Annotated in this window: 19 protein-coding genes and 7 pseudogenes; 9 read left to right on the forward strand and 17 right to left on the reverse strand. The window is 68.5% G+C overall.

Annotation, left to right across the window (positions count from 1 at the left end; all coding sequences use genetic code 11):
* Positions 1–1,210: 1,210 nt before the first annotated feature.
* From J8M51_RS11335 to J8M51_RS11345, 3 genes are all read right to left on the reverse strand, one after another.
* Positions 1,211–3,367 carry a DUF6351 family protein gene (locus J8M51_RS11335; protein WP_006378768.1) on the reverse strand — a complete coding sequence of 719 codons (2,157 nt, stop codon included), beginning with the start codon at positions 3,365–3,367 and terminating at the stop codon, positions 1,211–1,213.
* A 237-nt stretch (positions 3,368–3,604) separates the two neighbouring features.
* Positions 3,605–4,612 carry a Gfo/Idh/MocA family protein gene (locus J8M51_RS11340; RefSeq protein ID WP_010358260.1) on the reverse strand — a complete coding sequence of 336 codons (1,008 nt, stop codon included), beginning with the start codon at positions 4,610–4,612 and terminating at the stop codon, positions 3,605–3,607.
* 456 nt (positions 4,613–5,068) lie between these two features.
* Positions 5,069–6,358 carry a glycoside hydrolase family 1 protein gene (locus J8M51_RS11345; RefSeq protein ID WP_010358259.1) on the reverse strand — a complete coding sequence of 430 codons (1,290 nt, stop codon included), beginning with the start codon at positions 6,356–6,358 and terminating at the stop codon, positions 5,069–5,071.
* 339 nt (positions 6,359–6,697) lie between these two features.
* Between J8M51_RS11345 and J8M51_RS11350 the strand changes: the two genes are divergently transcribed.
* Positions 6,698–7,705, forward strand: coding sequence for a LacI family DNA-binding transcriptional regulator (locus J8M51_RS11350; protein WP_006379104.1), 1,008 nt, complete (start codon positions 6,698–6,700; stop codon positions 7,703–7,705).
* 252 nt (positions 7,706–7,957) lie between these two features.
* On the opposite strand, the gene J8M51_RS11355 is transcribed toward J8M51_RS11350, so the two are convergent.
* Positions 7,958–8,389: a TetR/AcrR family transcriptional regulator gene (locus tag J8M51_RS11355; RefSeq protein WP_006379224.1), complete on the reverse strand. Its 432-nt coding sequence runs from the start codon at positions 8,387–8,389 to the stop codon at positions 7,958–7,960.
* A 154-nt stretch (positions 8,390–8,543) separates the two neighbouring features.
* Between J8M51_RS11355 and J8M51_RS11360 the strand changes: the two genes are divergently transcribed.
* On the forward strand, positions 8,544–8,825 hold the full coding sequence (locus tag J8M51_RS11360) for a metal-sensitive transcriptional regulator (protein ID WP_010358257.1): 282 nt from the start codon (positions 8,544–8,546) through the stop codon (positions 8,823–8,825).
* Between the two features lie 112 nt (positions 8,826–8,937).
* Here J8M51_RS11360 and J8M51_RS11365 read toward each other — a convergent pair whose 3' ends face one another.
* The 4 genes from J8M51_RS11365 to J8M51_RS11380 all read right to left on the reverse strand — a co-directional run bounded on the left by J8M51_RS11365 (position 8,938) and on the right by J8M51_RS11380 (position 12,155).
* A complete protein-coding gene (locus J8M51_RS11365; RefSeq protein ID WP_010358256.1) occupies positions 8,938–9,513 on the reverse strand; it encodes a rhodanese-like domain-containing protein in 576 nt (191 codons plus the stop codon).
* Positions 9,514–9,649: 136 nt separating this feature from the next.
* Positions 9,650–10,393 carry a sulfite exporter TauE/SafE family protein gene (locus J8M51_RS11370; RefSeq protein WP_006378575.1) on the reverse strand — a complete coding sequence of 248 codons (744 nt, stop codon included), beginning with the start codon at positions 10,391–10,393 and terminating at the stop codon, positions 9,650–9,652.
* Entirely contained in the window at positions 10,390–10,755 is a 366-nt protein-coding gene (locus tag J8M51_RS11375) for a rhodanese-like domain-containing protein (RefSeq protein WP_010358255.1), read from the reverse strand. The genes J8M51_RS11370 and J8M51_RS11375 overlap by 4 nt, the downstream gene beginning before the upstream one ends.
* Before the next feature lie 35 nt (positions 10,756–10,790).
* The gene (locus tag J8M51_RS11380; protein WP_006378722.1) at positions 10,791–12,155 is read right to left on the reverse strand and encodes an MBL fold metallo-hydrolase; all 1,365 of its coding nucleotides are present in this window, start codon (positions 12,153–12,155) and stop codon (positions 10,791–10,793) included.
* Between the two features lie 196 nt (positions 12,156–12,351).
* Between J8M51_RS11380 and J8M51_RS11385 the strand changes: the two are divergent.
* Positions 12,352–12,740: pseudogene (locus J8M51_RS11385) on the forward strand (DUF302 domain-containing protein); the annotation flags it as partial.
* A gap of 52 nt (positions 12,741–12,792) precedes the next feature.
* Here J8M51_RS11385 and J8M51_RS11390 read toward each other — a convergent pair.
* The 5 genes and pseudogenes from J8M51_RS11390 to J8M51_RS11410 all read right to left on the reverse strand — a co-directional run.
* Positions 12,793–13,068 (reverse strand): annotated as a pseudogene (locus J8M51_RS11390) (4-hydroxy-2-oxovalerate aldolase); the annotation flags it as partial.
* Positions 13,065–13,517: pseudogene (locus J8M51_RS11395) on the reverse strand (acetaldehyde dehydrogenase (acetylating)); the annotation flags it as partial. The pseudogenes J8M51_RS11390 and J8M51_RS11395, both read right to left, overlap by 4 nt.
* A 243-nt stretch (positions 13,518–13,760) precedes the next feature.
* Positions 13,761–14,399 (reverse strand): annotated as a pseudogene (locus tag J8M51_RS11400) (LutC/YkgG family protein).
* Positions 14,396–14,988 (reverse strand): annotated as a pseudogene (locus J8M51_RS11405) (lactate utilisation protein LutB domain-containing protein); the annotation flags it as partial. The pseudogenes J8M51_RS11400 and J8M51_RS11405, both read right to left, overlap by 4 nt.
* 180 nt (positions 14,989–15,168) lie before the next feature.
* The gene (locus J8M51_RS11410; RefSeq protein WP_006379207.1) at positions 15,169–17,439 is read right to left on the reverse strand and encodes an MMPL family transporter; all 2,271 of its coding nucleotides are present in this window, start codon (positions 17,437–17,439) and stop codon (positions 15,169–15,171) included.
* A 242-nt stretch (positions 17,440–17,681) separates the two neighbouring features.
* On the opposite strand from J8M51_RS11410, the gene J8M51_RS11415 reads away from it, so the two are divergent.
* The 3 genes from J8M51_RS11415 to J8M51_RS11425 all read left to right on the forward strand — a co-directional run bounded on the left by J8M51_RS11415 (position 17,682) and on the right by J8M51_RS11425 (position 19,983).
* Positions 17,682–18,410 carry a response regulator transcription factor gene (locus J8M51_RS11415; protein WP_006378898.1) on the forward strand — a complete coding sequence of 243 codons (729 nt, stop codon included), beginning with the start codon at positions 17,682–17,684 and terminating at the stop codon, positions 18,408–18,410.
* On the forward strand, positions 18,404–19,507 hold the full coding sequence (locus J8M51_RS11420; RefSeq protein WP_010358252.1) for a sensor histidine kinase: 1,104 nt from the start codon (positions 18,404–18,406) through the stop codon (positions 19,505–19,507). Before J8M51_RS11415 ends, J8M51_RS11420 begins: the two co-directional genes overlap by 7 nt.
* Positions 19,508–19,773: 266 nt before the next feature.
* Positions 19,774–19,983 carry a hypothetical protein gene (locus J8M51_RS11425; RefSeq protein WP_143673346.1) on the forward strand — a complete coding sequence of 70 codons (210 nt, stop codon included), beginning with the start codon at positions 19,774–19,776 and terminating at the stop codon, positions 19,981–19,983.
* A gap of 1,682 nt (positions 19,984–21,665) precedes the next feature.
* On the opposite strand, the pseudogene J8M51_RS46265 reads toward J8M51_RS11425, so the two are convergent.
* The 4 genes and pseudogenes from J8M51_RS46265 to J8M51_RS11445 form a co-directional block, all read right to left on the reverse strand.
* Positions 21,666–21,908, reverse strand: a pseudogene (locus J8M51_RS46265) (ArsR family transcriptional regulator); the annotation flags it as partial.
* Between the two features lie 6 nt (positions 21,909–21,914).
* Positions 21,915–22,775 carry a restriction system modified-DNA reader domain-containing protein gene (locus J8M51_RS11435; RefSeq protein ID WP_006378819.1) on the reverse strand — a complete coding sequence of 287 codons (861 nt, stop codon included), beginning with the start codon at positions 22,773–22,775 and terminating at the stop codon, positions 21,915–21,917.
* 109 nt (positions 22,776–22,884) lie between these two features.
* Positions 22,885–24,468 carry an ATP-binding protein gene (locus J8M51_RS11440; RefSeq protein ID WP_225966632.1) on the reverse strand — a complete coding sequence of 528 codons (1,584 nt, stop codon included), beginning with the start codon at positions 24,466–24,468 and terminating at the stop codon, positions 22,885–22,887.
* 234 nt (positions 24,469–24,702) lie between these two features.
* The gene (locus tag J8M51_RS11445) at positions 24,703–25,128 is read right to left on the reverse strand and encodes a hypothetical protein (protein WP_143673463.1); all 426 of its coding nucleotides are present in this window, start codon (positions 25,126–25,128) and stop codon (positions 24,703–24,705) included.
* Positions 25,129–25,191: 63 nt separating this feature from the next.
* Between J8M51_RS11445 and J8M51_RS11450 the strand changes: the two are divergent.
* The 3 genes and pseudogenes from J8M51_RS11450 to J8M51_RS11460 form a co-directional block, all read left to right on the forward strand.
* A pseudogene (locus J8M51_RS11450) lies at positions 25,192–25,332 on the forward strand (undecaprenyl-diphosphatase); the annotation flags it as partial.
* A 235-nt stretch (positions 25,333–25,567) separates the two neighbouring features.
* A complete protein-coding gene (locus J8M51_RS11455; protein WP_086763335.1) occupies positions 25,568–25,747 on the forward strand; it encodes a hypothetical protein in 180 nt (59 codons plus the stop codon).
* Complete coding sequence (locus tag J8M51_RS11460) at positions 25,744–26,352, forward strand: chloramphenicol phosphotransferase CPT family protein (protein WP_086763337.1); 609 nt, start codon at positions 25,744–25,746, stop codon at positions 26,350–26,352. Before J8M51_RS11455 ends, J8M51_RS11460 begins: the two co-directional genes overlap by 4 nt.
* Positions 26,353–26,385: the final 33 nt, after the last annotated feature.

Consider the following 26,385-nt stretch of genomic DNA (forward strand, 5'->3'; position numbering starts at 1 on the left):
CGGGTCCATCCCGCTGGGAACCTCTCTATCGTCCGGTTCCCACAGATCCTGCGGATCAGCTGAATTGCCGACCACCTGAGGCTGATGCGAGAAAGGGTTTCGTCAGCCTCAGGTATGTCGTCGCATCAGCTCCTGGGATGACGCCCAGCGAAACAGCCTGAGAAACTGGCACGCGGTAGGGATGGTGTCCCTGGATTGGCACGGCGTGCATGCCTGCACCCCGGGGCGTTAGGGCGCAGGTCAGGTGCCAAACTCACCTCGAGCTCACTGATGCAAGGCAGATCCCCGCACAGGAGACGCGCCAGAGGCTGCGACCTACGCGCGCGGGGTATCAGCCTTTCGGCCGAGGACGCTTGCGACCGCTTCGTTTCCTGGCCGTTCGGCCGAGGTGGGGCGGTTGGGCGGGCAAGCGGGCTCCCTGCCATGTCTACCGCACACCCAACTGCCCTCGTCGTCAGCCTGTGCATTCCCACGGCCCACACCGCAGTGGTCGCCTCTTCGGCCCGGACTCGGTGGATTGGCCGTCATCGCCCTTGATGATGGCAGACCGACCCTTGACTCTATAGGGGATCACCGCGCCTTCTGCTTCGCGCTGGCCGAGCACCTCTATCAGGACCTGTTCGGACCCGGCCAGGCGGAGATCCTGGTCCGGTTGCGTGCCGAGCACGCCGTCTGCTGGCCGCACGGGGTACCGGGGCGGCGGCGAAGCAGGGCTCCTGTGGGCCGAGGGGCGTGGGCTTGTGGTAGCACAGTCCGGTGCCGTGCAGACAGATGACCAGCAGGCGCGGCTGGCGTCGGCCGGTGCGCGTCTCCACCACGGGTTGCAGATGGTTTCCTCGGCGAGGACGGCGGCAGTTCGACCGGGCGCTTGCCGGGGCTACGGAGCCTACTGCGATCCGGGCCGATGTTGCTTGACGGGATGGTGCTGCGCGCGGACGTCCACCGTCTGGGTGGGACGGGGCCATGGCCGGTGCTGCCGAGTCGGCTGCTGAACGGCAAGCAGACCTCCTTCATGGCCAGGCCTCTCAATCTGTTGCCGCGGCCGAGCGCGGGCTCATGGCGATCATCCAGGACACGCGTGGCCGCTTCGTCTCCGAGGGCGAGTAGTACACCGGGTGGGACATCGAGACGTACAGGGTGCTGGGCGCCCACGGTGTAGCGCTTAGCTGGGGATGCGGGACACCGTGGGCACCGGATGAGGGGAAGCCTTTCAGGGTGTAGGGGCGGACTCCGGCGGAGCGCCCAGTGGCTGTCCGCCCGGCCCGCCGGAGAAGGTCAGCCACGGCAGAGAGGGTTGCTGGGCCACGCCTGGCTCGCGGTAGTCGCACACCCCCTCGGGGAAGGCCTTCCGCAGTCGGCCCCATTGGGCGTTGGAGAAGTCGACGGTGTAGTCGTCCCGGTTGAGTTCCTTGAGTTGGCACTTGAGGATGTTGTTGGCCGTCGGGCCCCCGGCCGCAGTCCGGGGCACACCGAAGTAAGGGTAGGTGGCGCGGCAGACGGACATATCGGAGATCTTGCGGTTGCCGATCCAGCACGCGTCGACAGCGTCGGCCGGCTTGTCGCGCACCACCTTGGTCTCGATCGGGTCGTTGGACGTGTCGGCTTCGATGCGGGTCAGCCATCTGTCCATGAGCAGGAACGCCTTCTCGCGGGCATCGCCGTCGGTTTGCACCGGAGGCACACCCGTCCAGATGATCTGATTGTCATGGCCACCGTTGGCCTGGTCGAAGCGGGCACGCATGGCGTAACTGTGGAAGTCGCTGTGGATCTCCCAGTTGCCGGGAGAGCGCAGATCGATGACGGGGACCTTGGCCGCCTCGCGGGGGTAGGTCACCCGACCGGAGCGGTATGCGACTTCCAGCGCCGCAGGGTCGGCTTCACTACGCTCCGGCTGCCACTTCCAGTCGATGTCGAGCCCGCCGACGCTCTCGTTGAGGTCGACGAACTGCTCAGCGGTGATCGTGCCGGACTCGACGGCCTTCAGGCCGTACTGGACACCGGTGTTGTCGTACGGCCGGTTGGCGAAACCGCGTTGGATGCGTTGTTCGACCGGCCCCCATGAACTCGCGGGCCTTCGGCCCCAGACGGCCACGGCGTAGTCCTGAAGAGTGCACCGCTCACCGGCAGGATTTGCCTCGGCGTCGTACACCCACGAGCGATTGGGCTCCAGAGTGGTGTGGCCGGCCAGGAATCCGCCGAGGCAGCCGGCCCCGTTGTCCGGGTCCAACCAGGTCTTGGAGTACTGCCCGTTGCCTGTCGGGTTGTCCCAGAGTGTCCGGCACACCGTCTCGAACGCGTGGCCGGTCACCGCGGTTCTGTGGGTGGTCAACGCCCACAATGGAGACCTGTCGAAGTGGTGGTCGAGTACGTGACAGTCCTCGGCCTCCTGCAGCGTGGACCAGACGTCGGGGAAGCTGCAGGAGGGCAGGATGCCGTCCAACAGACCGGGGTAGTTGGAGGTGATCCAGTGCTGCTGCATGGAACCGCCGGAGCAGCCTTGCCCGATGGTGTAGCGGATCGGGCCGTAGTTCTCGACGAAGTGCTCCTTGAGCATCACCAGCGCTTCGGTGGAGACCACGTCGTTGCAGTTCTGCCCCAGCATGTTCAGGTTGGACACCGCGACGGCGAACCCGCGGGACAGAGCCGTGTCGTTGAGAACGTTCTCCATGGGTGCGTCCTGTGAATGCCGCGGCGTGCAGTCGCCGCCGAACGGCACAAGGAGTTTTCCGTTGAAGCCGCCTTGCGGTGCCCACGGTTGCCACGGCTTGGCCGGGTCGTACAACACCGCGATGTCGTAGATGCCACGGTCCATCACGCCGCGTTCCCGGCGTACGACGTACGCGACCCGCTTGCCCTGGTCCGTCGTTGTGTATGCGAGGTCTGCGGGCGGTCTTTTCGGATCATATGCGGTGAACTGGCCGGTCAGCCAGGACTTGTAGAAGAGCTTGTACTTCGCTGGAGTATTGCACGCGACATCCTGCGGCTTCCCGAGGCCGTTCTCCTCGGTCGCGCACACCCACGGCTGTACCTGTGGCCCGGCGAACAGCGGTCCGCCGATGGGATGGCCGGTGATGGTAAGGCTTGCCGCGCCCCCCTGTGTCCGGGCCGTCATCCTGTTCTCGCCGACCTGGAGGCCGGTGACCAGGCCCAGGAAGCGGCCGTCCGGCCGGACGGCGAAAGCGGATGTCACATCCCGGCCGTCCACGTCCACGCGCACATTCTCTGGTGTTCCCCCGGAAGGCAGGGCCACCTCGACGAGGGCGTCGCCCCCGGACACCAGATCCGCGCGATTCGACAGCACCCTGATCTGAGGCGATTCCCCTGAGGCGGAGTACGCGATTCCAGTCAGCATGAGATCGAAAGCCATGACGAAAACAACCAGCCATCTGGTTCTGGCCCGTGGCGTGAGCCTGCCTGGGGGCCGTTCTGCACTGTGAGCCATCGGCTTCTCCGGCTTCGGTTGAGTAGCGACGCCGCAAGCGGCTCCACGGGTGCGGGCCACATCAGGCGGCGGAGATCCGTACCGATCCCCTCGGACGCGGTTACGGCAGCGGAGTGGCCGTAACCCCGAACGCATCCGTATGGCTGGCTGGTTGCGGGAACGTCAGTGAGTGGTGTAGCTCAGGCCGATCTGGTCGCGCACGGTGTCGAGCGTGCGCATCACCGCCACGGTCTCGTCCAGAGGCATGATCTCGCTCTCCAACTCCCCTGCGCGTAGCCGCTCCTGGACGTGCCGGATCTGGCGGTGCAGGCCGCCGCCCGCCGTGTCGTCGCCGTCGCCCTCGCGGGCGGCGGGCAGACTCAGGCGTTCGGTGGTGCCCCGCGTCTGCACGGTCAGTTCGTCCGGGCAGTGCATCAGGAACGGCAGTTCGATGTGACCTTCGGTGCCGGTGATACGGGCTGTGCAACCGAGGTTCGCCCGCATGGAACTCTGGGCCAGCGCGACCGCCCCACTGTCGTACCCGGAGAGGACAGCGACATGCTCGTCGACGCCGGTCGAGCCGAGTGTGCCGTACGCCGTGACCCGGTCGGGCGTACCCAGCACCATGCTGGCCAGCGATAGGGGATACACACCCAGGTCGAGCAGGGAACCGCCACCCAGCGCGCGATCGAACAGACGGTGTTCGGGGTCCGCCGGGAATTGGAAGCCGAAGTCGGCCTCCAGGGACTGGACTTCACCGATGACGTCCTCGGCGAGCAGTTCTCTGACTTTGACATAGGCCGGCAGGAACCGGCTCCACATCGCCTCCATCAGGAACAGGCCCCGTTCCCTGGACACAGCCACCATTTCAGCGGCCTGCTCCGCGTCCAGCGAGAACGCCTTCTCGCACAACACTGGACGCCCCGCGTTCAGGAACAGCAACGTGTGCTCGTGATGGTGGGAGTGGGGCGATGCGACGTAGACAATGTCGACAGTGTCATCGGCGGCCAGATCTTCGTACGAAGCGTGCCGGTGTCGCGCGGCGATGCCGTGCTTCTCGCCGAACGCGTCGGCCCCTTTCCGACTGCGGGAGCCGACGGCGACCAAGTGGGCGTCAGGCAACCGGCCCAACGCGTCCGCAAAACTGTTTGCTATGACACCAGTGCCGGCGATGCCCCAGCGGAACGACATGAGAACTCCTTGTTGCTGTGATGGTGATCATGGGATGGCGCTGTGGGCACCGGAACCACGAGGTGGGTGCGGCCTACGGCGGCGACGAACCGCCACCTGGCGTCGTTGGCTCTGATCCAAGGCCGACCGGGCGGTTGTCCTGCGGTACGGGGATGGTGGAGCCAGGCCAGGTGCGTTCGCCACAGTCCATGACGTTCATCGAGACGCCTGCTCCGCAGCCGCATGCAAATTAGGTCGCCCGCCTGACGCGCGCAGTGACCTGGACCGTGCGTGGCGCGATCTGGTCGTTCAGCGCCGCCGATATTCGTATGCGACGCTCGCCCTGGGCCAGTTGCGTGCATGTGGTATCGAAGACCTCAAGGCCTGTCGGCGCCGCTTCGAGGGCGGACTCGGCCACGCCACCCAGCGGGCGAACGGCTCATGCCGAGGTAGCCGTACCGTGTCCCAGGCGGCGGCTCATGTTGGCATCCGGTTGATCCGGGCCACGTCGCCATACCAATGTGCCGATGGTTTGACGACCCGCTCCTGAGTGCTGCGGTCGACCGCCACGAGCCCGTACTTGGGGCCGTAGCCGTCCCACCACTCGAAGTTGTCCAGCAGTGACCAGTGGACGTAGCCGGTGATGGGCAGTCCGTCGCCGATCAGCCGGTGCACGACGCGCAGACCTGCTCGAATGTAGTCGATACGCTCGCTGTCGACGTCGGTCGCGACACCGTGCTCGGTGAGGACGATCTCCTTGCCGGGGAAGAGGCCCGCCACTCGCCGGGTCGTGGCCTCGACCGCCTCAGGAGCCCACAGATATCCCATCTGGGTGCGGCGGCCCTCGCCGACGGGTGCTCCTTCCGCAGACACGGCTGCCGCTTGGCGGCGCAGGTACGGCAGGGCGAGCGACTGCGTAAGGCGACGGCTGCGCAGAAGCGCCGCGCTGAGGGGTTTGGTGATGCGGGGGGCGTTGACGTCGAGGCGGGTGTAGGTCTGGACGCCGATGAAGTCGTCGTCGGCGGTCTCGGCGAAGAACCTGTCTTCGTGGAGTTCCCGAGCCCATTCCATCGCTGGGACTCCGCCGGGATTGGCGTGCCAGTCCTGCAGCGCATGGGCCATGCCGACCTTGACGCCGGGTGCGAGTTCACGGATGACCTCTCGGGCATTGCGGTGTGCGGCGATCACTCCTGAGGCTGCGGCGTCGAACGCGTCGAGGTTCCGGACGAAGGGCGGAGTCGGGAAGGTGCCCAGATACCCCCGCGTGATCATGTTGCCGGGCTCGTTGATCGTGCAGATGTAGGGAGCACGGTTCTGTAGATGTTCCATCACGTGCCTGGTGTAGCGCGTGAACCAGGCCGGGAGTTCGGCATTGGTCCAGGCTCCGGCGTGGGTGACCCAGGCCGGCAACGTGAAGTGCTGCAGCGTGATCATCGGTGTGACGCCGTGGGTCAGGCAGGTCTCGACCATGTCGGCGTAGTGTTGGAGCGCCTCGCGGTCGAATTCTCCCTGGCGGGGCTCGACTCGTGCCCACTCCACGGAGAAGCGGTAGGTGTTCAGTCCGAGTTCCGCGAGCAGCGCGATGTCGTCCTTGTAACGGTTGAAGTGGTCGCACGCCATGCCGGAGGGCCCTGCCATGGGCGCCTTGGGCGCTGGGTCGGTCTCCCATTCCCACCAGTCGCTGTTCGCGTTGTTGCCTTCGACCTGATGTGCGGCTGTCGCGGCCCCCCAAAGGAAGCGCTCGGGGAAGATCAACGGTTCGGGCACGATCAGCAGCTCCTGAGGTTCTGAGTTCGTAGGGATCAGGCGCGCGGTCGTCGAGCAGAACGAATCTGCATGTCTGCGGACGACCTCGAACCCCGCACGGGCTGCGTGGGTTCTGCTCCGCCGGAACACGGAGCAGAACCGATCGTGCCCCTTCAGGGGTAAGCCGTGGATTGGCACCGGCCCCTCTCAGGGCCCTTAGGGGGTGGTTGTCGGAGCGGCATGACGAGTCCCCGTGGCCACGGGGACGCCCTACCGACTATTCATTCACTAACGCGCGTTAGTGAGTGCGGGTACAGTACATCAGGCGTGGTACACCCACAAGAGCGGAAGGGGCGATGGATGGCGGGCGAGGCCGCTGCTCGGCCGGAGGGCCGGGTCACCAGTTCCGACGTCGCCCGGGAGGCCGGAGTCTCCAGGGCCACTGTCAGCTTCGTGCTCAACGGCACCAAGGGGCAGACGATCTCCGAGTCGACGCGGCAGCGCGTCCTCGAAGCGGCGGCCCGGCTGCGCTATGCCCCCTCGGCGGAGGCCCGGACGCTCAGCCGCGGCCGGAGTGACGTCGTGCTCCTCTATCAGCCCCCTCAGTTGCCGCTGACCGACCTGGGCACACTGGTCGAGTTTCTCTCGGCGGAGTTCGCGGCCGTCGGGCTCACTGCGGTGATCCATCCGTGGTCCCGCAGGCCCGATGGTGATGTGTGGACCGTCATCACGCCCGTGGCCGTCCTCGCATGGGACCTGCCCGATAATGACGTCGCCGCGATGCGGCGCAATGGCGTACGCGCCGTGGTCTCTCTCACCGCCGAGTCCGACCCCGTCGCGCAGTGGATCTGGGGAGCCCGGGAAAACAGCATCGCCCGGCTGCAGGTCGAGCGACTGCTCAGGGCGGGGCACCGTCGGCTCGGCTACGCCCGCCCGCACGACGAACGCCTGGCCGAGGCGAGCGAGATGCGCCTGAAAGCACTGCAGGGAGCCTGCGCCGAGCACGGTGTGCCGGGCCCGGTGGCTCTGGCTGTTCCCTGCGACGAGGTGGGAGCCGGAGCCGCTGTCGAGGCATGGCGTGGGATGACCCCCGCCGTCACCGGCGTGTGCGCCCACGACGATGTGGCAGCCTTGGCCGTCCTCGCGGGTCTACGCGAGCAAGGACTAGCCGCGCCGTCGGACCTGGCCGTGATCGGCGCGGTCGATTCGCCGGCCGCACGCCTCGCAGCCCCGCCGTTGACGATGGTGGCAGTAGATATGCGGGACACCGCACGACATCTCGTCGAGGCGATCATCAGTCTCCTCGACGGACGGCCCGTCCCTATCGGTCCTGAGGTCACCCGGGTGATCGAGCGTCGCTCAGTCTGATCTCGGATCACGCCCCGCCGCGCCGCAGCAGGCTGGATGCTGTCTCCTCCGACCGCGGTGAGGGCGTAGGATGGCGCTTGCGCGCGCTACTAACGCGCTTTAGTTATTGTGGATGATGAGATCGAGACGGCAATGCCTCGTCGGCGCGAGGACCCGGGCGCGACTGGTTACTGCGGATCCGGCGACACGATGCGACGGTCAGGCGAGGCGCAGTCGTTGAGCCGGTCACCTCGCTGATCGCCACAAACGCCCTCACGGAAATCGTCTCCCTAAAGGCGGCCTAGAGGCGTCCCGGCCCAGGGTGTGTAGCACTGCCCGGCACAGCCTGTCCTCGGCGAACCGAAAGTGGTAGTCGGGGTTGACGGAATAGTCGACGGCGATGGCCCGTACCATCGCCGAGCACAGCAGGGGCCGGTCCAGCAAGGACCGGGTCAGGGCCACCAGCCGATCGCCGACGGTGGCGCCCGGATCGTTCCCAGGGGATTGCCAGCAGTCCTCAACAAAGCCGTCGATATGCGTCTTCCACAGCGCTGCGAACAAGTGCACCTTGGAGGGGAAGTAACGATAGAGCGTGCCGAGTGCCAGGTCGGCGGCCTTGGCGACCTCCTGCATCTGCACTCGTTCGTAGGCCACATCGGCGCCCAGCTCGGCAGCGACTTCCAGAATGCGTTCGCGCCGTGCCACCTCCGTCGATGACGGTCAGCTCGTACGGGCGGGCGTTGGCCTGATCGGCACTGAGGGCGGTGGTGGTGGAGCGACGGGGATTTTCCTTTGCCCGGGTGAGGTTACTCCTTCGGTAAGATACCCAAGGGGGTATCTTACCGAAGGAGTGTGGGTTGTGGAACTGGCGATGGCGGCTGAGGAACTGAAGACGGTGGTCAACCGGCTGCGCCGGGCGCAGGGTCAGATCGCCGGTGTGATCAAGATGATCGAGGAGGGGCGGGACTGCGAGGACGTCGTCACCCAGCTCGCCGCGGCGTCCAGGGCTTTGGACAAGGCCGGTTTCGCGATCATCGCCACGGGGCTGCAGCACTGCCTGACCGATGCGGACATGGCTGCTTCCGGTGACCGGGAGCAGATGCGTACTCGGCTGGAGAAGCTGTTCCTTTCTCTGGCCTGAGCTGTGGTGCCGCGACGCCGGATCACCCGCCCGGTTCGGAGCTGTTGGCCACATGGCCTGGATACGAAAGGGGAGGGATCCGGAGCCAGGTCCCTCCCCTTTGTGGTGTGGTTCAGCGGTTGCGTAGTGCGGCCAGTGTGTTGTCGAGGTCGGCGGCGCGGGGGCGGTTGTGGGGGAGCTTGGCGAGCATGGCGGCCATGCCGCAGGTGTTGGTCAGGGCGGAGTAGACCAGACCGCCCGCGATGCCGGCGGAGATGAGCTGGAAGGCGGGGTGGACGACGAGCCCGAGCAGCAGGCCGAGCAGCACGGTCACTCCTGCGGTGAGCCTCACCTGTCGCTCCATTCCCCAGGTGGCGCGGGAGGCGCCCTGGGGGCGGTGGAGCTCGTGGCCGTCGGCCGCCCAGGCACCGGTGCCTCCTGACAGGGTGGCGGTGGTGACGCCGTTCTCTGCGAGGATCTTGCAGGCGTTCTCGGAGCGGGCGCCCGAGGCGCAGACGACCAGGACGTCGCCGCGGTCGGTGGCGTGACGGATGTCGGGCAGCGCGCGCCGGATCTGGTCGAGGGGGATGTTGAGCGCGCCGGGGAGATGACCGCCGGCGTATTCGCCCGGGGTGCGCACGTCGATGATGGTCAGTTCGTGCAGGCGGGTGCGCGCCTCGTCGGTGGCGAGGGCCGTGGGTGTGGTCATGGCAGATGTCATCCTTGTGTGTCGGAGTGTGCTGAGCTTGATCTGGCGGGAGCCGGACTGAGGGCGGTCCTGAGATGCGCGGTGGGGCTGGAGAAGCTCTCCTGGTCCTGGTCTGAGCCGGTCGCGGCCCTCGTGTTCAGACGATCACGTCAACGAGCATGAAGGCCGCCACTGCCAGCAGTACGCCGGCGAAAACTCTCTGAAGAGTGGTGCCGGAGATCTTCGTCGCGAGGCGTTTGCCGTCCCAGGCTCCGAGGATCGCGGCTCCGGTGAAGGGGCCGATGACCTCCCAGTGGAGCCCGCCACCGGTGCCGGTGCGAGCGGCGAGCGCGGCGAGGGAGTTCACCGTGATGACGAGCAGGCTGGTGCCCACCGCCCGCCGCATGGCCAGTCCCAGGACGCCCACCAGGGCGGGCACGGCGAGGAATCCCCCGCCGACCCCCAGAAAGCCCGTCACGGCGCCGAGTCCGGCACCGGCGCCAGCCGCCCTGCCGGGACGGATCCGGTCCGGCGGCCCGGACGCGGACGGACGCAACATACGCAGAGCCGCCAGCGCGGCGATGACCGCGAACGCCGCCGTCAGCACCGCTTCGGGCAGGCGCCCTGCAACAGCTCCGGCGAGAAAGGCGGGGACGATGCCCGCCGCAGCGAACAACGCCCCTGTCTTCCATGCCACGTTCCCGCCGCGGGCGTGGGCGTACAGGGCGGTGGCGGAGGTGGCGGTGACGATGATCAGGCTGGCGGTGGTGGCGGCGGCCGGGGTGAAGCCGAGCAGATAGATCAGTGCCGGTACGGCAAGGACGCTGCCACCGCCGCCGAGGGCCCCGAGCGCGAGACCGATGACGGCCCCGGCGATGAGGGCGAGAACGAGTACGGTCACGCTATCCGGCCGCTGTTCCCGCGTTCGTCGACGACCGGGTGCCCGGCGGCGGCCCACGCGTTCATACCGCCCTCGACGTCCACCACCTGCGCTCCGCGGTCGGTGAGGAGCTTCGCGGCCTGCTGGGAGCGGTGTCCACTGCGGCAGATCACCACCAGCGGACGGCCCTGCGCCTCGGCGGGCAGGATGGCGCCGGCGACCAGGTTCGTCAGCGGTACGTGGATGGCGCCCGGGGCGTGGCCCGAGTTCCATTCGGGCTTCTCGCGGACGTCCAGCAGGACGGCGTCAGGCCGGTCGCCGCTGGTACGGCTGTGTGCCTCGTCGACCGTGACACGGGGCCCGTTTCGGCGAAAGAGGAACATCACACGCTTCCTTCCTTGCGGGAGATCGGCCGAACTCAGGCGGAGGCCAGGGGCAGCCCGGCATCCGCCGCGGCGTCGAAGGCGTCGTCGACGGCGACCACCTTGCGGCCGGCGGCATCGAGGAGGGAGGCGGCGATCGCCGCGCGCATCCCGCCGGCGCAGTGCACCCACACCGTCCCGTCCGGCACCTCGCCGATACGGCCGTGCAGCTCGTGGATCGGGATGTGGACCGAGCCGTCGATGTAGCCGCCTACGCGCTCCGAGTCCCGGCGCACATCCAGGACGACCACCTCGTCGCCGCGCTCGCGCACCTGGGCAAGGTCGGCGAAGCGGGCACGCGGGAAAGAAGCGAGCCTCTCGCCCTCATGGACCCAGCCGGCCGGGTCGCCGGTGGCGGCGGCGGCCGGGCGGTCGATGCCTACCCGCGCGAGTTCCCGCTGCGCGGCGCTGATCTGCTCCGGGGTGTCGGCGAGCAGGGTGACGGGCTTGCCCCAGGGGATCAGCCAGGCCAGGTAGGTGGCGAGCTTGCCCTCGCCCTCGAAGTTGAACGAGCCGGCCACGTGCCCCTCGGCGAAGGCCATGCGGCTGCGCAGGTCCACCACCCACTCACCGGCGGCCAGCCGGGAGGAGATTTCGCCTGCATCCGCACGCCTCGGCGGGGTGAGGTCGACGGGGGCGGGGCCGGCGGCGTTGGCCGGGCCCATGTGCGCGTAGTAGGCGGGCACGTCCTCCAGCCCGGCGAGCATCCGCTGAACGAAGGTGTCCACGTCCAGGGTGAGCGCGTCGTTGCTGGTGCGTTCCTTGCCGATCGTGGTCGCGTCCCCCTCGGCCTGGGCGGAGGAGCAGAAGCTGCCGAACCCGTGGGTGGGCAGCACCGGCACCTCGTCGTCCAGCTCGGCGGTCAGGCGGTGGGCGGAGGCGTGCTGGGCCCGGGCCAGCTGCTCCGTCAGCCGAGGCTCCACCAGGTCAGGGCGGCCCACCGTACCGATCAGCAGCGATCCGCCGGTGAACGCCGCCACGCCGCGCCCGTCCTGCTCCAGGACGTAGGAGGTGTGGTGCGGGGTGTGCCCGGGCGTGGCGATCGCACGCAGGACCAGACCCGCGTCCACGTCCACGGTGTCGCCATCGGCGACCGGGGTGCGGGCGAAGGACACGTGCGCCGCGGCCGGCACCAGATAGGAGGCGCCGGTGACGCGGGCCAACTCCAGGCCACCGGTGACGTAGTCGTTGTGCACGTGGGTCTCCGCCACGTACGCGATGCGCACCCCGCGCCTGGCGGCGGCGGCGATCACCTGGTCGATGTCGCGCGGCGGATCGATAACCACCGCGGCAGCGGCCCCGCCGGCCAGGTAGCTGCGGTTGCCCAGACCCTCGAACTCAAGAGTGTCGACGAAGAACACGACTGCGGCTCCTCCACAAGAACGGTGTACCCCGGGGGGTATTCGGCACCTACCCTAACAGGGGTACCCCGGGGGGTATTCCTGTGGTCCTGGACGTCCCCCATATCTCCGGGTGCGGCATTGCGTCCGCTGCGCCGGGTACCCGGCGGGGTATCAAGGAACCGGGTTTTCCGCCTCACCGAAGGAGCAGCGCACCGTGTCCTACGACCGCACCGTCCGACTGGCCGTCACCGACTTCGACGCCGCCACCGCCGCCGTCCGCCAGGCCTTGGCCGACCAGGGGTTCGGCATCCTCACCGAGATCGACGTCCAGGCCACGCTGAAGGCCAAGCTCGGCCACGACATGGAGAACTACCTAATCCTGGGCGCCTGCAACCCGCCGCTCGCCCACCACGCCCTGGAGGCCTACCGCTCCATCGGCCTGCTCCTGCCCTGCAACGTCGTCGTCCGCCGCGACGGCGACCACACGCTCGTCCAGGCCCTCGACCCGGACACCATGGTCACCTCACCGGCCTGGACGCCCTCAAGCCCGTCGCCGACGAAGCCACCGCCCGACTCGACGCCGCGCTCAGCGCCCTGGCCGCCACCTGCCCTCTCCCCGGTTCGGCATCTGGCCGACCCCGGCACGCGGTGCGCGGATCGTGCCCACGCCTGGCAGCAGGAGAGTGGTGAGCCGGGCCCGTTTCAGTACGGAGGCCGCGGTCTCGATCCACTCCCAGTCGGTGTGCGAGCCGGGCCCGTAGTTGACCGAACTGCCCGCCAGACCGTCGCCGTGTGCGATCTCGATCGCGTCCACGCCGGCCTCGTCGAGCGCTGTCACGATGCGGGCGACATCGACAGGGCTGATGCGGTGGCGAACGGCGTGCATGCCGTCCCGGAGGGTGACGTCCTGGACGTAGATCTGCGTGGTCATCGGCTGTCCGCCTTCGCTGCGGCGATCCGCTCGGCGACTTGGAGTCCCGCCGCGGTCATGATGTCGAGGTTGCCTGCGTAGGCGGGCAGATAGTGTGCGGCGCCCTCGACCTCCAGGAACACCGACACCTGATGGGTGGGGCGCCGGGTGCCGGCTTCGAGCAGGGTGTCCAGTGGCTGGTCGCCGGGGATCTCGGTGATCTGCGTCTGCTGTTTGAGCCGATACCCCGGGACGTAGGCCGCCACGTCGGCCACCATCTTCTCGATGCTCTGCCGGATATCGGACCAGGCGGCCGGGTCGGGGGCGTCGACCAGGACGAAGACCGTGTCACGCATGATCAGCGGCGGCTCGGCGGGGTTCAGGACGATGATCGCCTTGCCGCGCTGTGCGCCGCCGACCTTCTCGATCGCTCCGGCGGTCGTCGTGGTCTCGGATCGCACGAAGGCGCGGCCTGCTCGCGACTTTGGGTGAGCGAGCCGTGGCGGAGGCACGGCTGATGTTCCCGCATCAGCCTCCAAGCGCACGAGTCCGGCTGGACGCCCTCGGACCGAGCCTGGCGGACGAACTGGCACGGATGCACAGAAGGGCTCCGTTCCGCGGCAGCACGGCTCTCAGATCGTCGTTCTCCACGGACCTCAGACGATCCTGCTTTCCTACCGCAGGAGGTGAGCAGAGCCCGATGCGAGCATTTCCTACTCGCCATTCCTGTTCACCGGGATCACTTCCAGGGTGCGCGAACCGTGCACCCCCTCGACCCGGTCCAGCCCGACGTCGCTGGTCGCTGAAGAACCGGAGATCCACGTCAACGGACTTACCGGTTCGAGGCGTTCGAGGCCCTGCGGCACCGCGGAGACGACCTGGTCCGGGACCCGTACGACGCAGATGCGCTGGTCGGGCATGAGCGTGATGCGGCGGCGGCCCTGGCCGGGGGAGCCGTCGAGGACGACGGTGCCGGACTCGGCGACGGCCACCGCGCACGCCGTCACCACACTGTCGATCCGGTCCAGCTCGTGCGGGGTGCTCGGCCCGGTCCGGGACCTGCTCGGCGTCGGCGTCCGCGAGCCAGGACTGCTCCAGCCCCGACGGCACCAGGACCGTCTGGAACCCCGCGCCGCCGGCATCCCGGCGAGCGTCGCGGGCAGGTCCGCTGCGGTGCAGTGGTGCACGATCGCCCGGTAGTCGGCGAGGTTCTCGGCCAGGAGGTCCGCCGTCTCCTCGACGCCGCGGTCCCCGTGCTCCCGCAGATACGTCCGCTCGATCGGAGCGTCCTCGCCCGAGACATCGGACAGCGCGCGCCGCACCCGGCCCAGGATCCGCTCCCTGCTGCTCACTTCGAGCCCCCCTTCTCCGAGCGGCCGCCGTCGGTCCGCGGCCACCAGTCGCGGAACGGCTCCACGGGTAGGGCCGGAAGATCCCGGGTACCGCTCCAGGCCTGCCCGGCCCCGGAAGCGAACGCGGATGCAGCCGCCGGGTGCGCGAGGTCGGCCGCTGTCCGGTGCGCAGGACACCGGGGCGGGCGAACGCCCAGCGGGCCGCCCGCATCGCCGCCCGCTCGGCCGCGTGCCCCTTGGCGGGCTTGAGCACCACCTTGTTGCCCTCGCGGACCACCAGCCCGCCCTGAACGACCCGTTCCCGCAGATGCACCAGCACCTCGGGGATGTCGATGGCGACCGGGCAGACCTTGTAGCAGGCCCCGCACAGCGAGGAGGCGTACGGCAGCGGGGCGTCGATCTCGCTTTCCGTGCCGCGCAGTTGGGGGCTGAGGATCGCACCGATCGGGCCCGGTTAGACCGAGCCGCAGGCGTGGCCGGAAGCGTGGCCGCAGGCCCACTCGTAGACCGGGCAGACGTTGAGACAGGCCGAGCAGCAGATGCAGTGCAGGGCCTGGCGGCCGACCTCGTCGGCGACGGAATCGGAGCGAAGCGGCCGACTTCGAAGAATCGGCACGCTCAACAGGAACCGGGTCCAACGCCCGCGCGGATCACCCCCTGCAGGAGACAGGCATACTCGAATCCCGAACGTTGATAGTTTTCTGATGTGGACCACTTCCAGATCGGCGTGCGGTCAACTCCTGGCGCCGCCCACACGCCGATGGGCTCCTCAGTACCGTCGTGCACCCGCGCCGCTCACCGGGGCTGCCGCCCGGTCGGCGTCGCGCGGCTGCCGTGCCGCCCGATCCCATCCCGCCGGCCCGGACGCCTGCGTCAGCCTGCTCGTCAGTCGCTCCCCCTCGATGTCCATGTCCGGCAGCGCTCGGTGCAGGAACCGGGGCAGCCACCATGCCTTACGGCCCAGGACCGCCATCACGGCGGGGACAAGCGTCATCCGGACAACGAACGCGTCCAGGAGCACGCCGACGCCGAGCGCAAAGCCCATGCCTTTGATGACCTGCATGTCGGCGAAGACGAACGACCCGAACACCGCGATCATGATCAGCGCGGCAGCGATCACGACCTTCGCGCCGTGCCCGAATCCGCGGACCATCGCCTCGACCGGCGGCAGCCCATGGGCGTACTCCTCCCGCATCCGGGAGACGAGAAAGACCTCGTAGTCCATAGCGAGGCCGAAGAGGATGCCCACCAGCAGCATCGGCAGGAAACTCAGGACCGGGCCGGTGGTCTTGATGCCGAGCAGGTCGGAGAGCCAGCCCCACTGGAACACCGCCACCAGCGCGCCCAGCGAAGCACCGAGGGACAGCAGGAACCCCAGGGCCGCCTTGAGCGGGACGGCGAGGGCGCGGAACACCACGACGAGGAGGAGGAGCGCCAGGCCCATCACCAGCAGGCAGTACACGGGCAGGGCGGAGGAGAGCTTGTTCGCCACGTCGATGTTGACGGCGGTGGTGCCGGTGACATTGATCTCGGTGCCGCTGTTCTTCTCCACGGCGCCTCGGGCGTTCCGTATCTCTGCCAGGACCCGCTTGGTCGTCTCGGTCTCCGGGCCACCGGTGGATGTGACGCTGAGCAGTGCCGCATGACCGGACTCGGCACGGACCGCGGGGGTCACGGAGGCCACCCCAGGCAGGTCCCGCACCACACCGGCCATGCGCTCGGCGGCCGGGACGACCTCCGTCCTTTCACCCTGTACCAGCACGACCAGCGTGCCGCTGTAGCCGGGGCCGAATCCGTCGTCCACGAGCTTCTGTGCCCTGCCCGCGGAGGTGTCGGGATCCTGCGTGCCGCCGAGCCCCAGTCGGAGATCCGCCGCAGGGACAGCGAGGACGCCCAGGCCCACCAGAGAGACGAGCAAGACGCTCCACCGGCGGCGGGCCACCATGGCCGCCCAACGCTGCCCTGCGGGCTGACGTGCCGAGACGGGGGCGCGCTCGACGGAACGACGCAGGACGGGGACCGTGCTGGTGGCGATGTTCCGTCCCATCAGGCCGAGTACGGCCGGCAGCAGTGTGACGGCGATCGACACGGAGACGACGACCGTCGCCGCAGCACCCAGTCCCATGACGGTAAGGAACGGGATGTTCACCACGGAGAGCGCGGCCAGTGCGATGACGACGGTCGCGCCGGCGAAGACGACCGCTCCACCGGCCGTCCCGGTCGCCAGGCCGGCCGACTCCTCTGGTTCCATGCCCGCCCTGACCTGGGTCTGGTGCCTGGAGACGATGAACAGGGCGTAGTCGATGCCCACGGCCAGGCCCAGCATCACGGCGAGGATCACCGAGGTGCTGTCCATCGTGACGACGCTGGTCAGACTCAGCAGGCCGAGCACACCCACGGCAACCCCGACGAGCGCGGTCGCGACGGGAATGACCGCGGCACGCAGGGAGCGGAAGACGAAGACCAGAATGCCCAGGGCGATGAGCACGCCCACGGCTTCCCCGGGGCCCATCACCTTGACCTCGACCTTGGAGAAGGCGTCTCCGCCGATCTCCCCGGTCAGCCCCTCGCGACGTGCCTCGGCCACGAGTCGCTCGACGCCGTTGGTGGTCGCCTCGGAAAGGGTGCCGGTCTTGTCGGTGGTGAAGGTCAGTGCGGCGATGCCCGTCCGGCCGTCGGCCGAGACCGTCCCCGACGACGCGGAGGGTGCGGTGACCGACCTGACGCCCAGAACATCCGCCGCCTCATCGACCGTTCGCCGTACGATGCGGGCCACGTCGCCGGTCGTGAGGGTCTCACCGCGTGGGGCCCGAAAGACGATCCTTCCGGTGAGGTGGGACTGGTCGCTGGGGAACTCTGCCTGCACGACGTCGAGCGTGCGCTGGGCCTCGGTACCCGGGATGGTCGTCGAGGTGGTGAACGGCTTCATCAGGCCGAGGGCCGCCAGGACCGCGACGAGCAGCAGTACGGACCAAGCGCCGATGACGGACCATTTCCGCCGGTAGGCGAAACGGCCCAGGCGGTACAGCAGGGTGGACACGCGAAGACTCCCGATGGCCGGGGAATGGGAAATGAGCAGTGCCCCGACCGGTGGAGGACGCCAGTCGCCGAGGCCTGCCTTATCCACCGTAGGAACGCCTCCGGGCCACACTCCGCGAAACGGCCCTTCGGGACCGCTGTTCACACACAACTCCCATGGAACGCGCCACGCGGGTCGGAGACGATCAATTGAGCACCGAAGGCGGGCAGGGTCCCGCGGCACTGAGGAAAGGGTTGACGCGCATGCCCGACGAGAACGCCGCAGCCGTGGCGGAGTCCGAGCCACCGCTCGGGCGATTGCTCGTCGTCGACGACGAGCCGGCGATCCTGGACACCGTCGGCCGTTTCCTGCGGTTCATCGGCTACGAGGTCCGGACGGCCGCCACGGTGAAGGAAGCCCTTGCCGAGGCCCGCGACCACCTTCCCGAGCTCATCCTGCTGGACATCATGCTCCCGGACGGCGACGGCATCGAGGTCATGCGGCGGTTGCGCGCCGACGGCCTCCCGCACGCGGTTGTCTTCCTCACCGCACGTGACACACGTAAGGACCTGGTCAAGGCACTCGCAGCGGGTGGTGACGACTACGTCACCAAACCGTTCGGTCTCGACGAGGTGGCCGCCCGGATCGGTGCTGTGCTGCGCCGCACCCGCAGACCCGAGCACGAGAGCTCCGTCCTGCGGGTCGCCGACCTCGAACTCGACCCGGCCACCCACTCCGTACGCCGCGGCGGCACTGCGATCGGTCTCTCCCCGACCGAGTTCCGGCTGCTGCGCTACCTGATGCTGCACAGCGGTCGGATCGTGCCCCGGGCCCAACTCCTCGAACACGTCTGGTCGTACGACTTCAACGGCGACGACACCGTGGTCGCCACGTATATCAGCTACCTGCGCCGCAAACTCGACGCGCTCGGTCCACCCTTGATCCACACCCAGCGGGGCATCGGCTACGCCATCCGGGAGCCGGGATGCTGAAGCGGTTGCGCCGGTCGCCGCTTCGCGCGCGCCTGAGCATGGTCGTCACGGTGCTGTGCGCCGGCGCCATGGCAGCCACGGCACTCAGCTGGATTCTCAGCGGCGATCCGGCCGTGATCGTGCTCGTGGAACTGGCAGGGCTGACCGGTGTGGCCCTGGTGAGCACTACTGTCGTACGGCGGGAACTGCGCCCGCTGGAGCGGGCTGCGGACACGGCCGACACCATCGCCGCCGGCGACTTCGCCCAGCGGTTGACCGTAGCCGCCTCAGCACCCACCACGGAGGTCGGACGCCTCGCGGACGCCTTGAACGGGATGCTCGACCAGATCCAGGCCGCGCTCACCGCCCGCGAGCAGTCCGAGGAGCGGATGCGTCAGTTCGTGGCGGACGCCTCGCACGAACTGCGCACGCCGCTCCAATCCCTGCGCGGCTACGCCGAGTTGTACCAGAGCGGGGCGCTGCCGGACCGGGCCGCGGTGAACGAGGCGGTGGAGCGGATGCTCTCCGAGATCCATCGCATGACACGGCTGGTCGAGTCGCTCCTCGGGCTTGCCCGGTTCGACGAGCAGGACGAGGCAAGTCTTGAGCCGGTTGACCTGAGCGGGCTCGTACGCGACTGCTGCCGCGACGCCAGGGCAGTGGAGCCGTCACGGCCGACCGGGGCGTACATCGAGCCCGACGTGACAGTCAGCGGGGACGAGGCCCAGTTGCGGAGCCTGCTCAGCAATCTGCTCGGCAACGTCCGTATGCACACGGCACCGGATGTTCCCTGTCGGGTCACTCTGAGCACGTCGGGCGACGAGGTGATGCTACGGGTGGAGGACTTCGGCCCGGGTATCCCCCATGAGTCGCTCACCCACGTCTTCGACCGGTTCTATCGCGCCGACAAGGGCCGCAGCCGTGTCGACGGAGGCAGCGGGCTGGGACTGGCTATCGTGGCGGCGATCACGGACCTGCACCACGGCAGGATCCGTCTGGACAGCGTCCCCGGCCGTGGCACGCGGGTGGACGTCCTTCTGCCCGCGTCCCGCACCGGGTCGGTATCGGTCGATCGGGACACACTGCCGCGCTCGTCGGCAGATCGCGCTGAATGCTGACTTCGGCGGCCTGTCCCGGGGGCCCGCTCGTGACGAGCGGGCAGACCCGTCTGTCGGACACGGCCGTCCAAGGCCGCGAACTTCTTCTCCAGGTCAGCGAGGAAGCTGTCGCCACCGGGCAGCATCCCGGCGATGGCCCGGACCGTAGTGCCTGTGGAGCCCCTGAGCCGCCCTCGATGAAGGCGGCGGCCTCCGGGACGTATGCGGTCATCAGTTCCTTGAAGGCACGGGCCGCCTCTTCGCGGTCCAGCAGGTCGTCCATGCTCATGTCCACCGACAGGGGCGTTCGTTCGGCGGGGTCGGCGTCGAACGGAACCGTCCAGGTGTGGCGGCCCGAGCCCACCTCGACGCCGTCGCTGTCGCCGGGCAGGACAACCTCGGCGGCGGTGTTCGACGAGACGAGGGCCGTGACCGTCAGTTCGTGGTTGCCCTTCATCGTGGCAGAGTCCCGCGCCATGGACACGAACTACTGCTGAGCCACCGGCAATTCGCCCACGAGCTGTACCAGGTCGAGCACCGGGTGCTCAGGTTACTCGACGGGTTGCGTTGGTGACCCCGCGCTGGGCCGGATCCGAGAGGGCGGCAACCGCACTGTCGGCCTGGCCTTTCGTCGTACGCGGAAAGACCGCCCGAGATGTCGTCACTGGCGCCAGTCAGGATGCCATTCACCTCGTACCGCGAGGTGAATTCCGTCGACCGGCCCTGCTCGGCCGCCTCCACAGTGCCCCAGGTGTGTCGCCCCCTGAAGCGGGCTTCCAAGACTGCCCCGTTCGCCGCGGGCGCACGGGCGTCTGTCACGCGCGGCAGTGCCGATCTGGACACAGAAGATGTGAACTCCCCCAACTACCTTGCCATGAGCCGGACGTACATGAGCGTCACTCAAGGGTCCTCGCGGATCCATGAACTCTCCGAGGTACCAAGAGCTCCAGTTCGGCATTGGTGCCCGCGAGCCGACCGAGACTGCGCTGATATCGGCGCCAAGGAATGGCAGTTGTGGGGGTGTACCGGATAGCGCGAGAGCACCGGCTGCCGCGCGAGGCGGCGGGGCCTGTGCCACATGGCCCGACCACCGCGCGGCTCCTGGACGGCCCCTGACACGCCCGGCAGGTCGGTCTCGGCCAGGAACCATCAATCCCGGGCCGGCACGCATCAGCCGTCCCGCCTGAAGACATTTCCGCAGGCCGTGATCACGAAAGGCGACCGCCACCAGCAGCGAAGAATCCGCTGGCCAGCCCCCCGCCCCTGGCAGACGACCACCGCCACTCAGTGCCCCGTCAGCGGCTCATCGGCCCTACTGCTCGCCGCGCCACCCCCAGCCGCAAGGCGAATCAGTACACGACCTCGCACCACCCTGACCAGCGGCAATACGCTCCACAACCGAAAACGGTGCGGATTCGACCCGGATTCGCCCCGAGGGCCCCAGACTCCAAAACGAACAGTAGTTGACCTGCAGTGATGCTGATTCTTGCCGCTGTACCGAGCATCCACCGACAGAGGAGTCTCACAATTGAAACTAAGTGGACATTTTTGGGCGATTAGCGCCACGTAGCGAGTAGTCGCACCCGCCGGCGCCACCTCCGGCTCCCCCGAGCGCGAACCGAACAGCAGCACCACCCGGCGCTCCACTCTGGCGACTAGGGGGCTGACAGAACAGGGCTCTGACCAGCCCCTTTACGGAAGTCCTTCCGCCTGACAGAAGACGTCTTGCCGAGCCGATGCAAGCCTCACAACCCTGTTTCCAACCACGGCACGCGGGGCGACGGAGCCCCGCCGACAGAGACGGGAACTGCCATGCCGCACATCACCGCTTTTGCTGGAAACCAGTGGTTCTTGGCGGGAGCGATCAACGAGACGCTCTCGCAGTGATCACTTCCAGGGCCTGCCGCAGGGCGCCCCACCGGTGATCGAGTTCAGCCCGAGCTGGTCGACAAGAAGACACCTCGTACATGTACTTGTGAACCTGTCCGGCGCCTGGATGTCCACTACAGACCGATGCCGGACCACCTTCATCGCCCGGAATGACCGCATCTGCCGCATGTCGGTGGGACGGGAACGACAATACGCGAACCCGAATTCGACCCGGATTCGACCCCAAGTGTTTGTTTATCAATTAAACATAGCCTCTGACCTGCGGAAATACGGGGCGGCAGACGAGTCAGGCTATACGCCGGGTACTGGCCGGGGCGTCCAGCGCCACCAGCAGCCGGGCTCGGGCCCGGCCGACCAGAGCGGTCAGCGCGTCCGGTTGAGGGACGGTCTTTTGTTCGCCCCGCAGGGCGGCGGTGCCGCGGGCAGGGTAGATCAAGGTCCTGGGCCAGGGGTCTTCCAGGTGGGCGGCGATATTCCCGACGAAGACCGAAGGGATCAGCAGGAGACCGTCGCCGGCGAGGCGGACAGTTCCGCCCTGTCACACCGGTGCGGGTGGCGGGAAGTGCGTGGCGCGGAACTCGGCGAGGGTCTGCTCCACACCGGCGATGGTCAGACGCCAGAAATCCCAGCCGTCGATCTTGTTGCTGCCGGTCGCGGCCCTGGCGGCGGTGGTCGGGGTGCGCCAGGGGCGGCCCAGGACGTTGATCTGGCCCTCGTGGTTCAGGACCGCCTGGTGGACCTTCTTCTCGTGCCGGCCCGTGAAGGTGATGCCGGCCTTCAGGTCGTCCGGGTCCAGATGTTCCAGCAGGTCTTGCAGGTCGACTCGGGAGCGTTCCGGGTCGACGGTGGGTGTGGGCGTCGTTGCGGCCGGCGTGGGCGCGGCAGCGGGCCGGTCGCAGGCGCGCTGCAGGGCCAGGGCCATGGCGGCTGCTGAGCTGTATGGCGCCTTGGGCCCCACCTTGTCGTCGATCAGCTGCTGGATGGCGGGATCGTCCCCGTAGCGGGCGAGTACGGTGACCGCCCGCATGAGGCGGCTGCGGAGCGGGACGAGGTGGGAGTCGTTGAGCGCGAGGATCCGTATGGTTTCGTCGGCGCGGCACAGGCCGCGTTTCGCTTCGGCCTGCGAGTAGGGGGTGCTGCTGCGCCGGGCGTAGCCGGCGCTGTCGAAGCCGAGCAGGTCGGGGTCGCTGTGGTGGGCTGGGAGCAGCGGCTGTTCGCGGTCCAGGTCATCGGCTGATGCGCGGGCGCGGGTACCGCCTATGACCGGGAACTGGCTGCCCTTGGCGCGGCCTTCCCGGACACCGTTGTAGCGGGCTCCGCCGCTGTTGCAGTGTCTGCAGGCGATGCCGTAGTTCGACACGTCGCAGGCCAGCCACCAGTGACCCGGGTGGCCGGGCACGTCGCGTACTGGGCACCGAAGATCTCGGCTCCCGCACCGAACCCGTGCTGCTCCGGGAACACGGCCACGGGAGGAAGATCCGGGGGCGCTCCTGGCTGACTCCCGGCCGTCAGGCGCGCAGCAGGGTGACGGTGCGCCCGGAGGGCGTGGTCTGCTGCGAGAAGGCGGTGCGCTCGTGGACCGTGGCTGCTTGCGGGCGGGTGTCGAAGACGACGAGGGTGCCCGTGGACAGCTCCATGCGGTCCAGGTAGTCGTCCAACTGTGCCAGCCCCTCGGCGAGTGGGTCGGTGCGGCCCTGGCGCCACACCTTCAGCTCCAGCGCCTCGCGCTGCACCGCCCGCGAACGGTCGGCAGCGGTGTAGGGCTGGCGGATCAGCAGGTCCACGCGCCGCCGGCCGATCCCGTACTCCCGGTCGATGAAACCCGCCCCGTTCACGATCCGGTGCAGGTAGGCCATCATCACCAGCTGTGCCGCGGCCTCCGGGTAGGTCGAGGCGGTGGCCAGGATCTCGCCGTTCTCCCGCCAGAACTCGGCAAAGGAGCACAGCAGCTTGTCCATGTCGATCCGGCCGTCCGGCAGCCGGAAGCTGCTCGGGGCGGCGACGACCTGGCCCTCCGTGTTGTTCCCCAGGACCCGGACAATGACCTCCTGGTAGATCGGATTGGCCACCCGCACCGGCGCGTCCGGAGCGACCAACCCCAGGTCGCGCACGTACGCCAGATCGTCGTCGTACGTGTCCGTCGGCAGGAGCAGCTCGCCCGCGATCACCGGCTGGATCACCCGCCGTACCCGGTCCTCGCCCAACCTGGCGGCCAGCGAGTCCAGATGCGTCGCACGCGCCAGGATCAGCCGCTCCTTCGCCTCCTCCATGTGCTCGGCCGTGATCGGCGTGTCCGACGGCACTCCCATCTCCTCGACGACCTCCCGGGCCAGCGCGTTGACCAGCCACGGCTGTCCCTGGGTAAAGCCGAAGGCACACTCCAGCGCATCCACCGTGAAATCCTGGCCCGTCTGCGTGGTGTGCTGCCCGTACAGCTCGGCGACCTCGGCCTCGGTGAAGTCGCCCAACCGCAGCGACGCCACCTTGATGTTGAACGGACTCGACGTACCAAGGCGCCCCGGATCCCCGCCCGAGGCCGCCTTGTAGTCACGCACATCCCGCAGCCCGCACAGCACTACCGCATGCGGGAAGCCGCCACGGCTGACGGTGAAGCCATCGCGCAACTGGCGCAGCACACTGCGCAGGCTCTGCCCCCGCAGCGCGTCGATCTCGTCGAAGAACAGCACCAGCGGACGCGGACAGCTCCGCACCCACTCAGCCAGCCCCCGCGTGAGCCGGGACCCGGGCACCGCGTCGGGCCAGGATGCGGGGGGCGCGAGCTCATCAGGAAGCCCAGCGGACTCCGCGGACCGCCGAATCGCCTCCAGCACCAGCAGCTCGGCCTGGCCGTAGTCCTCCCCGGCCACCTCCCCGCTCTCGCACGAGAAGTGCAGCGCCGCGTACCGGCCCGATGCCGTCAGTTCCCGGGCCATCGCCGCCAGCACCGTCGTCTTCCCGGTCTGCCGTGGCGCGTGCACCACGAAGTACTGGCCCTGCTCGATGTACCCGCGGGCCCTGGGCAGCCGCTCCTGGGCCGGCACCATGTAGTGACGCGTGGGGACGCACGGCCCGGCCGTATTGAAGTAGCGCATACCGCGCACGCTAGCCGACGGCACCGACAACCTGAGGCGACCGTGCACCCGACCACCGGCTACACCGCCCCGTACGGGCACGAGTGCCAGAGCAGCGGTGCCCCGGTGCGGGGATCACCCGGCGGGCAGACGCAGAAACGCGGCCAGCGCCCGCCGGAGTGCGGTGACCGCTGGAGCGCCTCCGGCGACCGCCAGGGCATGCAGGTCACTGCCGCACAGATCTTCGCTTGCCGATCAGCTCATCCGGGGCACGTTGTCGTCCTCATCGTCCCAGTCGGTCTCATGCATCCTGCCCTTGCCGAAAATCTCATCCGGGCTGTTGAGCGACCGGGGCACGCACTGCGGCCAGGGCCTTGTCGGACAGTTTGGCCGCGGGTCAGGGGCCAGTTCCCCGCAACCGCGTACGCCGGAAAGCGGCTGTACCTGCTTCGTCACGGCGGCAAGGAGTGGCTGGACGAAGATCGACACAGTCGCATCGCCGTGGAGAAGCGCATGGGCCGCGAGGTCGCCGGCGTGGATGGTCTCTACTCGCACGTTGCCCTGGCCATGGAGCAGGAGATTGCAGGTTCGCTGCAAACCGGAGACTGCAGGTTCGCTGCACACCAGGTGGCTGCGTTTCGTGGCCAGCGAAGGAGAGCACTGGAAGGTGCCGTCTCCCACTGCTCTCACATTCGATCTTGAAAGTGGTGGAAAACCGCAGGTCAAGTCGGGTGGAGCAAAGTCGTCATAAACTTGTGTATGAAGTTCATCTCCACCAAGAGCTTCATGCCGTTCGTCTGGTACCGCATCGCGCTCGGCATCGTCATCGTCGTCCTGGTCTCCATGGGCGTCCTGAGCCCGCACGCGGGTGAGTCGGGGGGCTGAGCGAGCCCGCCCTCCTCAGGGCCCGCTAGGGCTCTTCTGATGGATCTCCGCGGCGTCGCGACGCCCGGCACGCACCCTCGCCGCACGCCGAGCGCACGCACCGAACGCCGCGCCTTCTCCCACGGAGATCCATCAGAAGAGCCCCAGTCCCCAACTCCCCCCAGTGACCAACCACATACGACATCCGTAGCCGCCCGGTAGCGCACTGTCAGCCCCGGCGCCTACTCTTGTCGGCATGTCCCCCGATTCCCCTGCCCCTGGTTCCGTGCGGTCCGCCGCCGACTTGAACGACCGGATCCGAGCACTGTGGCGACACGCGGGCGGGTCGCTGTCGGCGCAGGAGCGGGCGGAGTACGAGCTGCTGGTCGTGGCGTGGGCCGCGGCGATACGCGAGAACATCATCGAGGCCGCGTGACCCCACCGGGCCGGCCGGCCGCCGAGCGGGACGACACCCCCGGCGGCCTGATCATCTTCCTCAACGGCACGTCGAGTTCGGGCAAGTCGAGCATCGCGGCGGAGCTGCTGCGCATCCTCGACGAGCCCGCCTTCCACATCCCCGTCGACGCGTTCCACGCCATGCGGACACGCCGGGAGCTGCCGCCCGAGCGGCTCGCCACCGTCCTGCACGACACCTGGCGGGGCTACCACCGCGCGATCGCCGGCATGGCCGCCGCGGGGAACACCGTCGTCATGGACCATGTCCTGAGCGCGGAATGGCGGCTGCGGGACTGCCTCGACCTCTTCGTGCCCCGGGACGTCGTCCTCGTCGGCGTGCACTGCGACCGGGACGAGCTCGAACGACGCGAACGGCAGCGGGGCGACCGGCCGCCAGGGCTGGCCGCGGGGCAGCTGGCCCAGGTCCATGCCCACGGCCTCTACGACATCGAGTGCGACACGGGCCGCGCGACGCCCCTCCAGTGCGCCGCCCGCGTCAAGGAGTTCCTGCCCCACCGCCCGAGACCGACGGCGTTCGAGCAACTCCGCGACACACGACAGGACGTGCGGCTACGGGCCGACTGAAGCCGCGCCCTGAAAGGGGCGCGGGGAACCGCG

The sequence above is a fragment of the Streptomyces griseiscabiei genome (assembly GCF_020010925.1).
Lineage (GTDB): Bacteria > Actinomycetota > Actinomycetes > Streptomycetales > Streptomycetaceae > Streptomyces > Streptomyces griseiscabiei.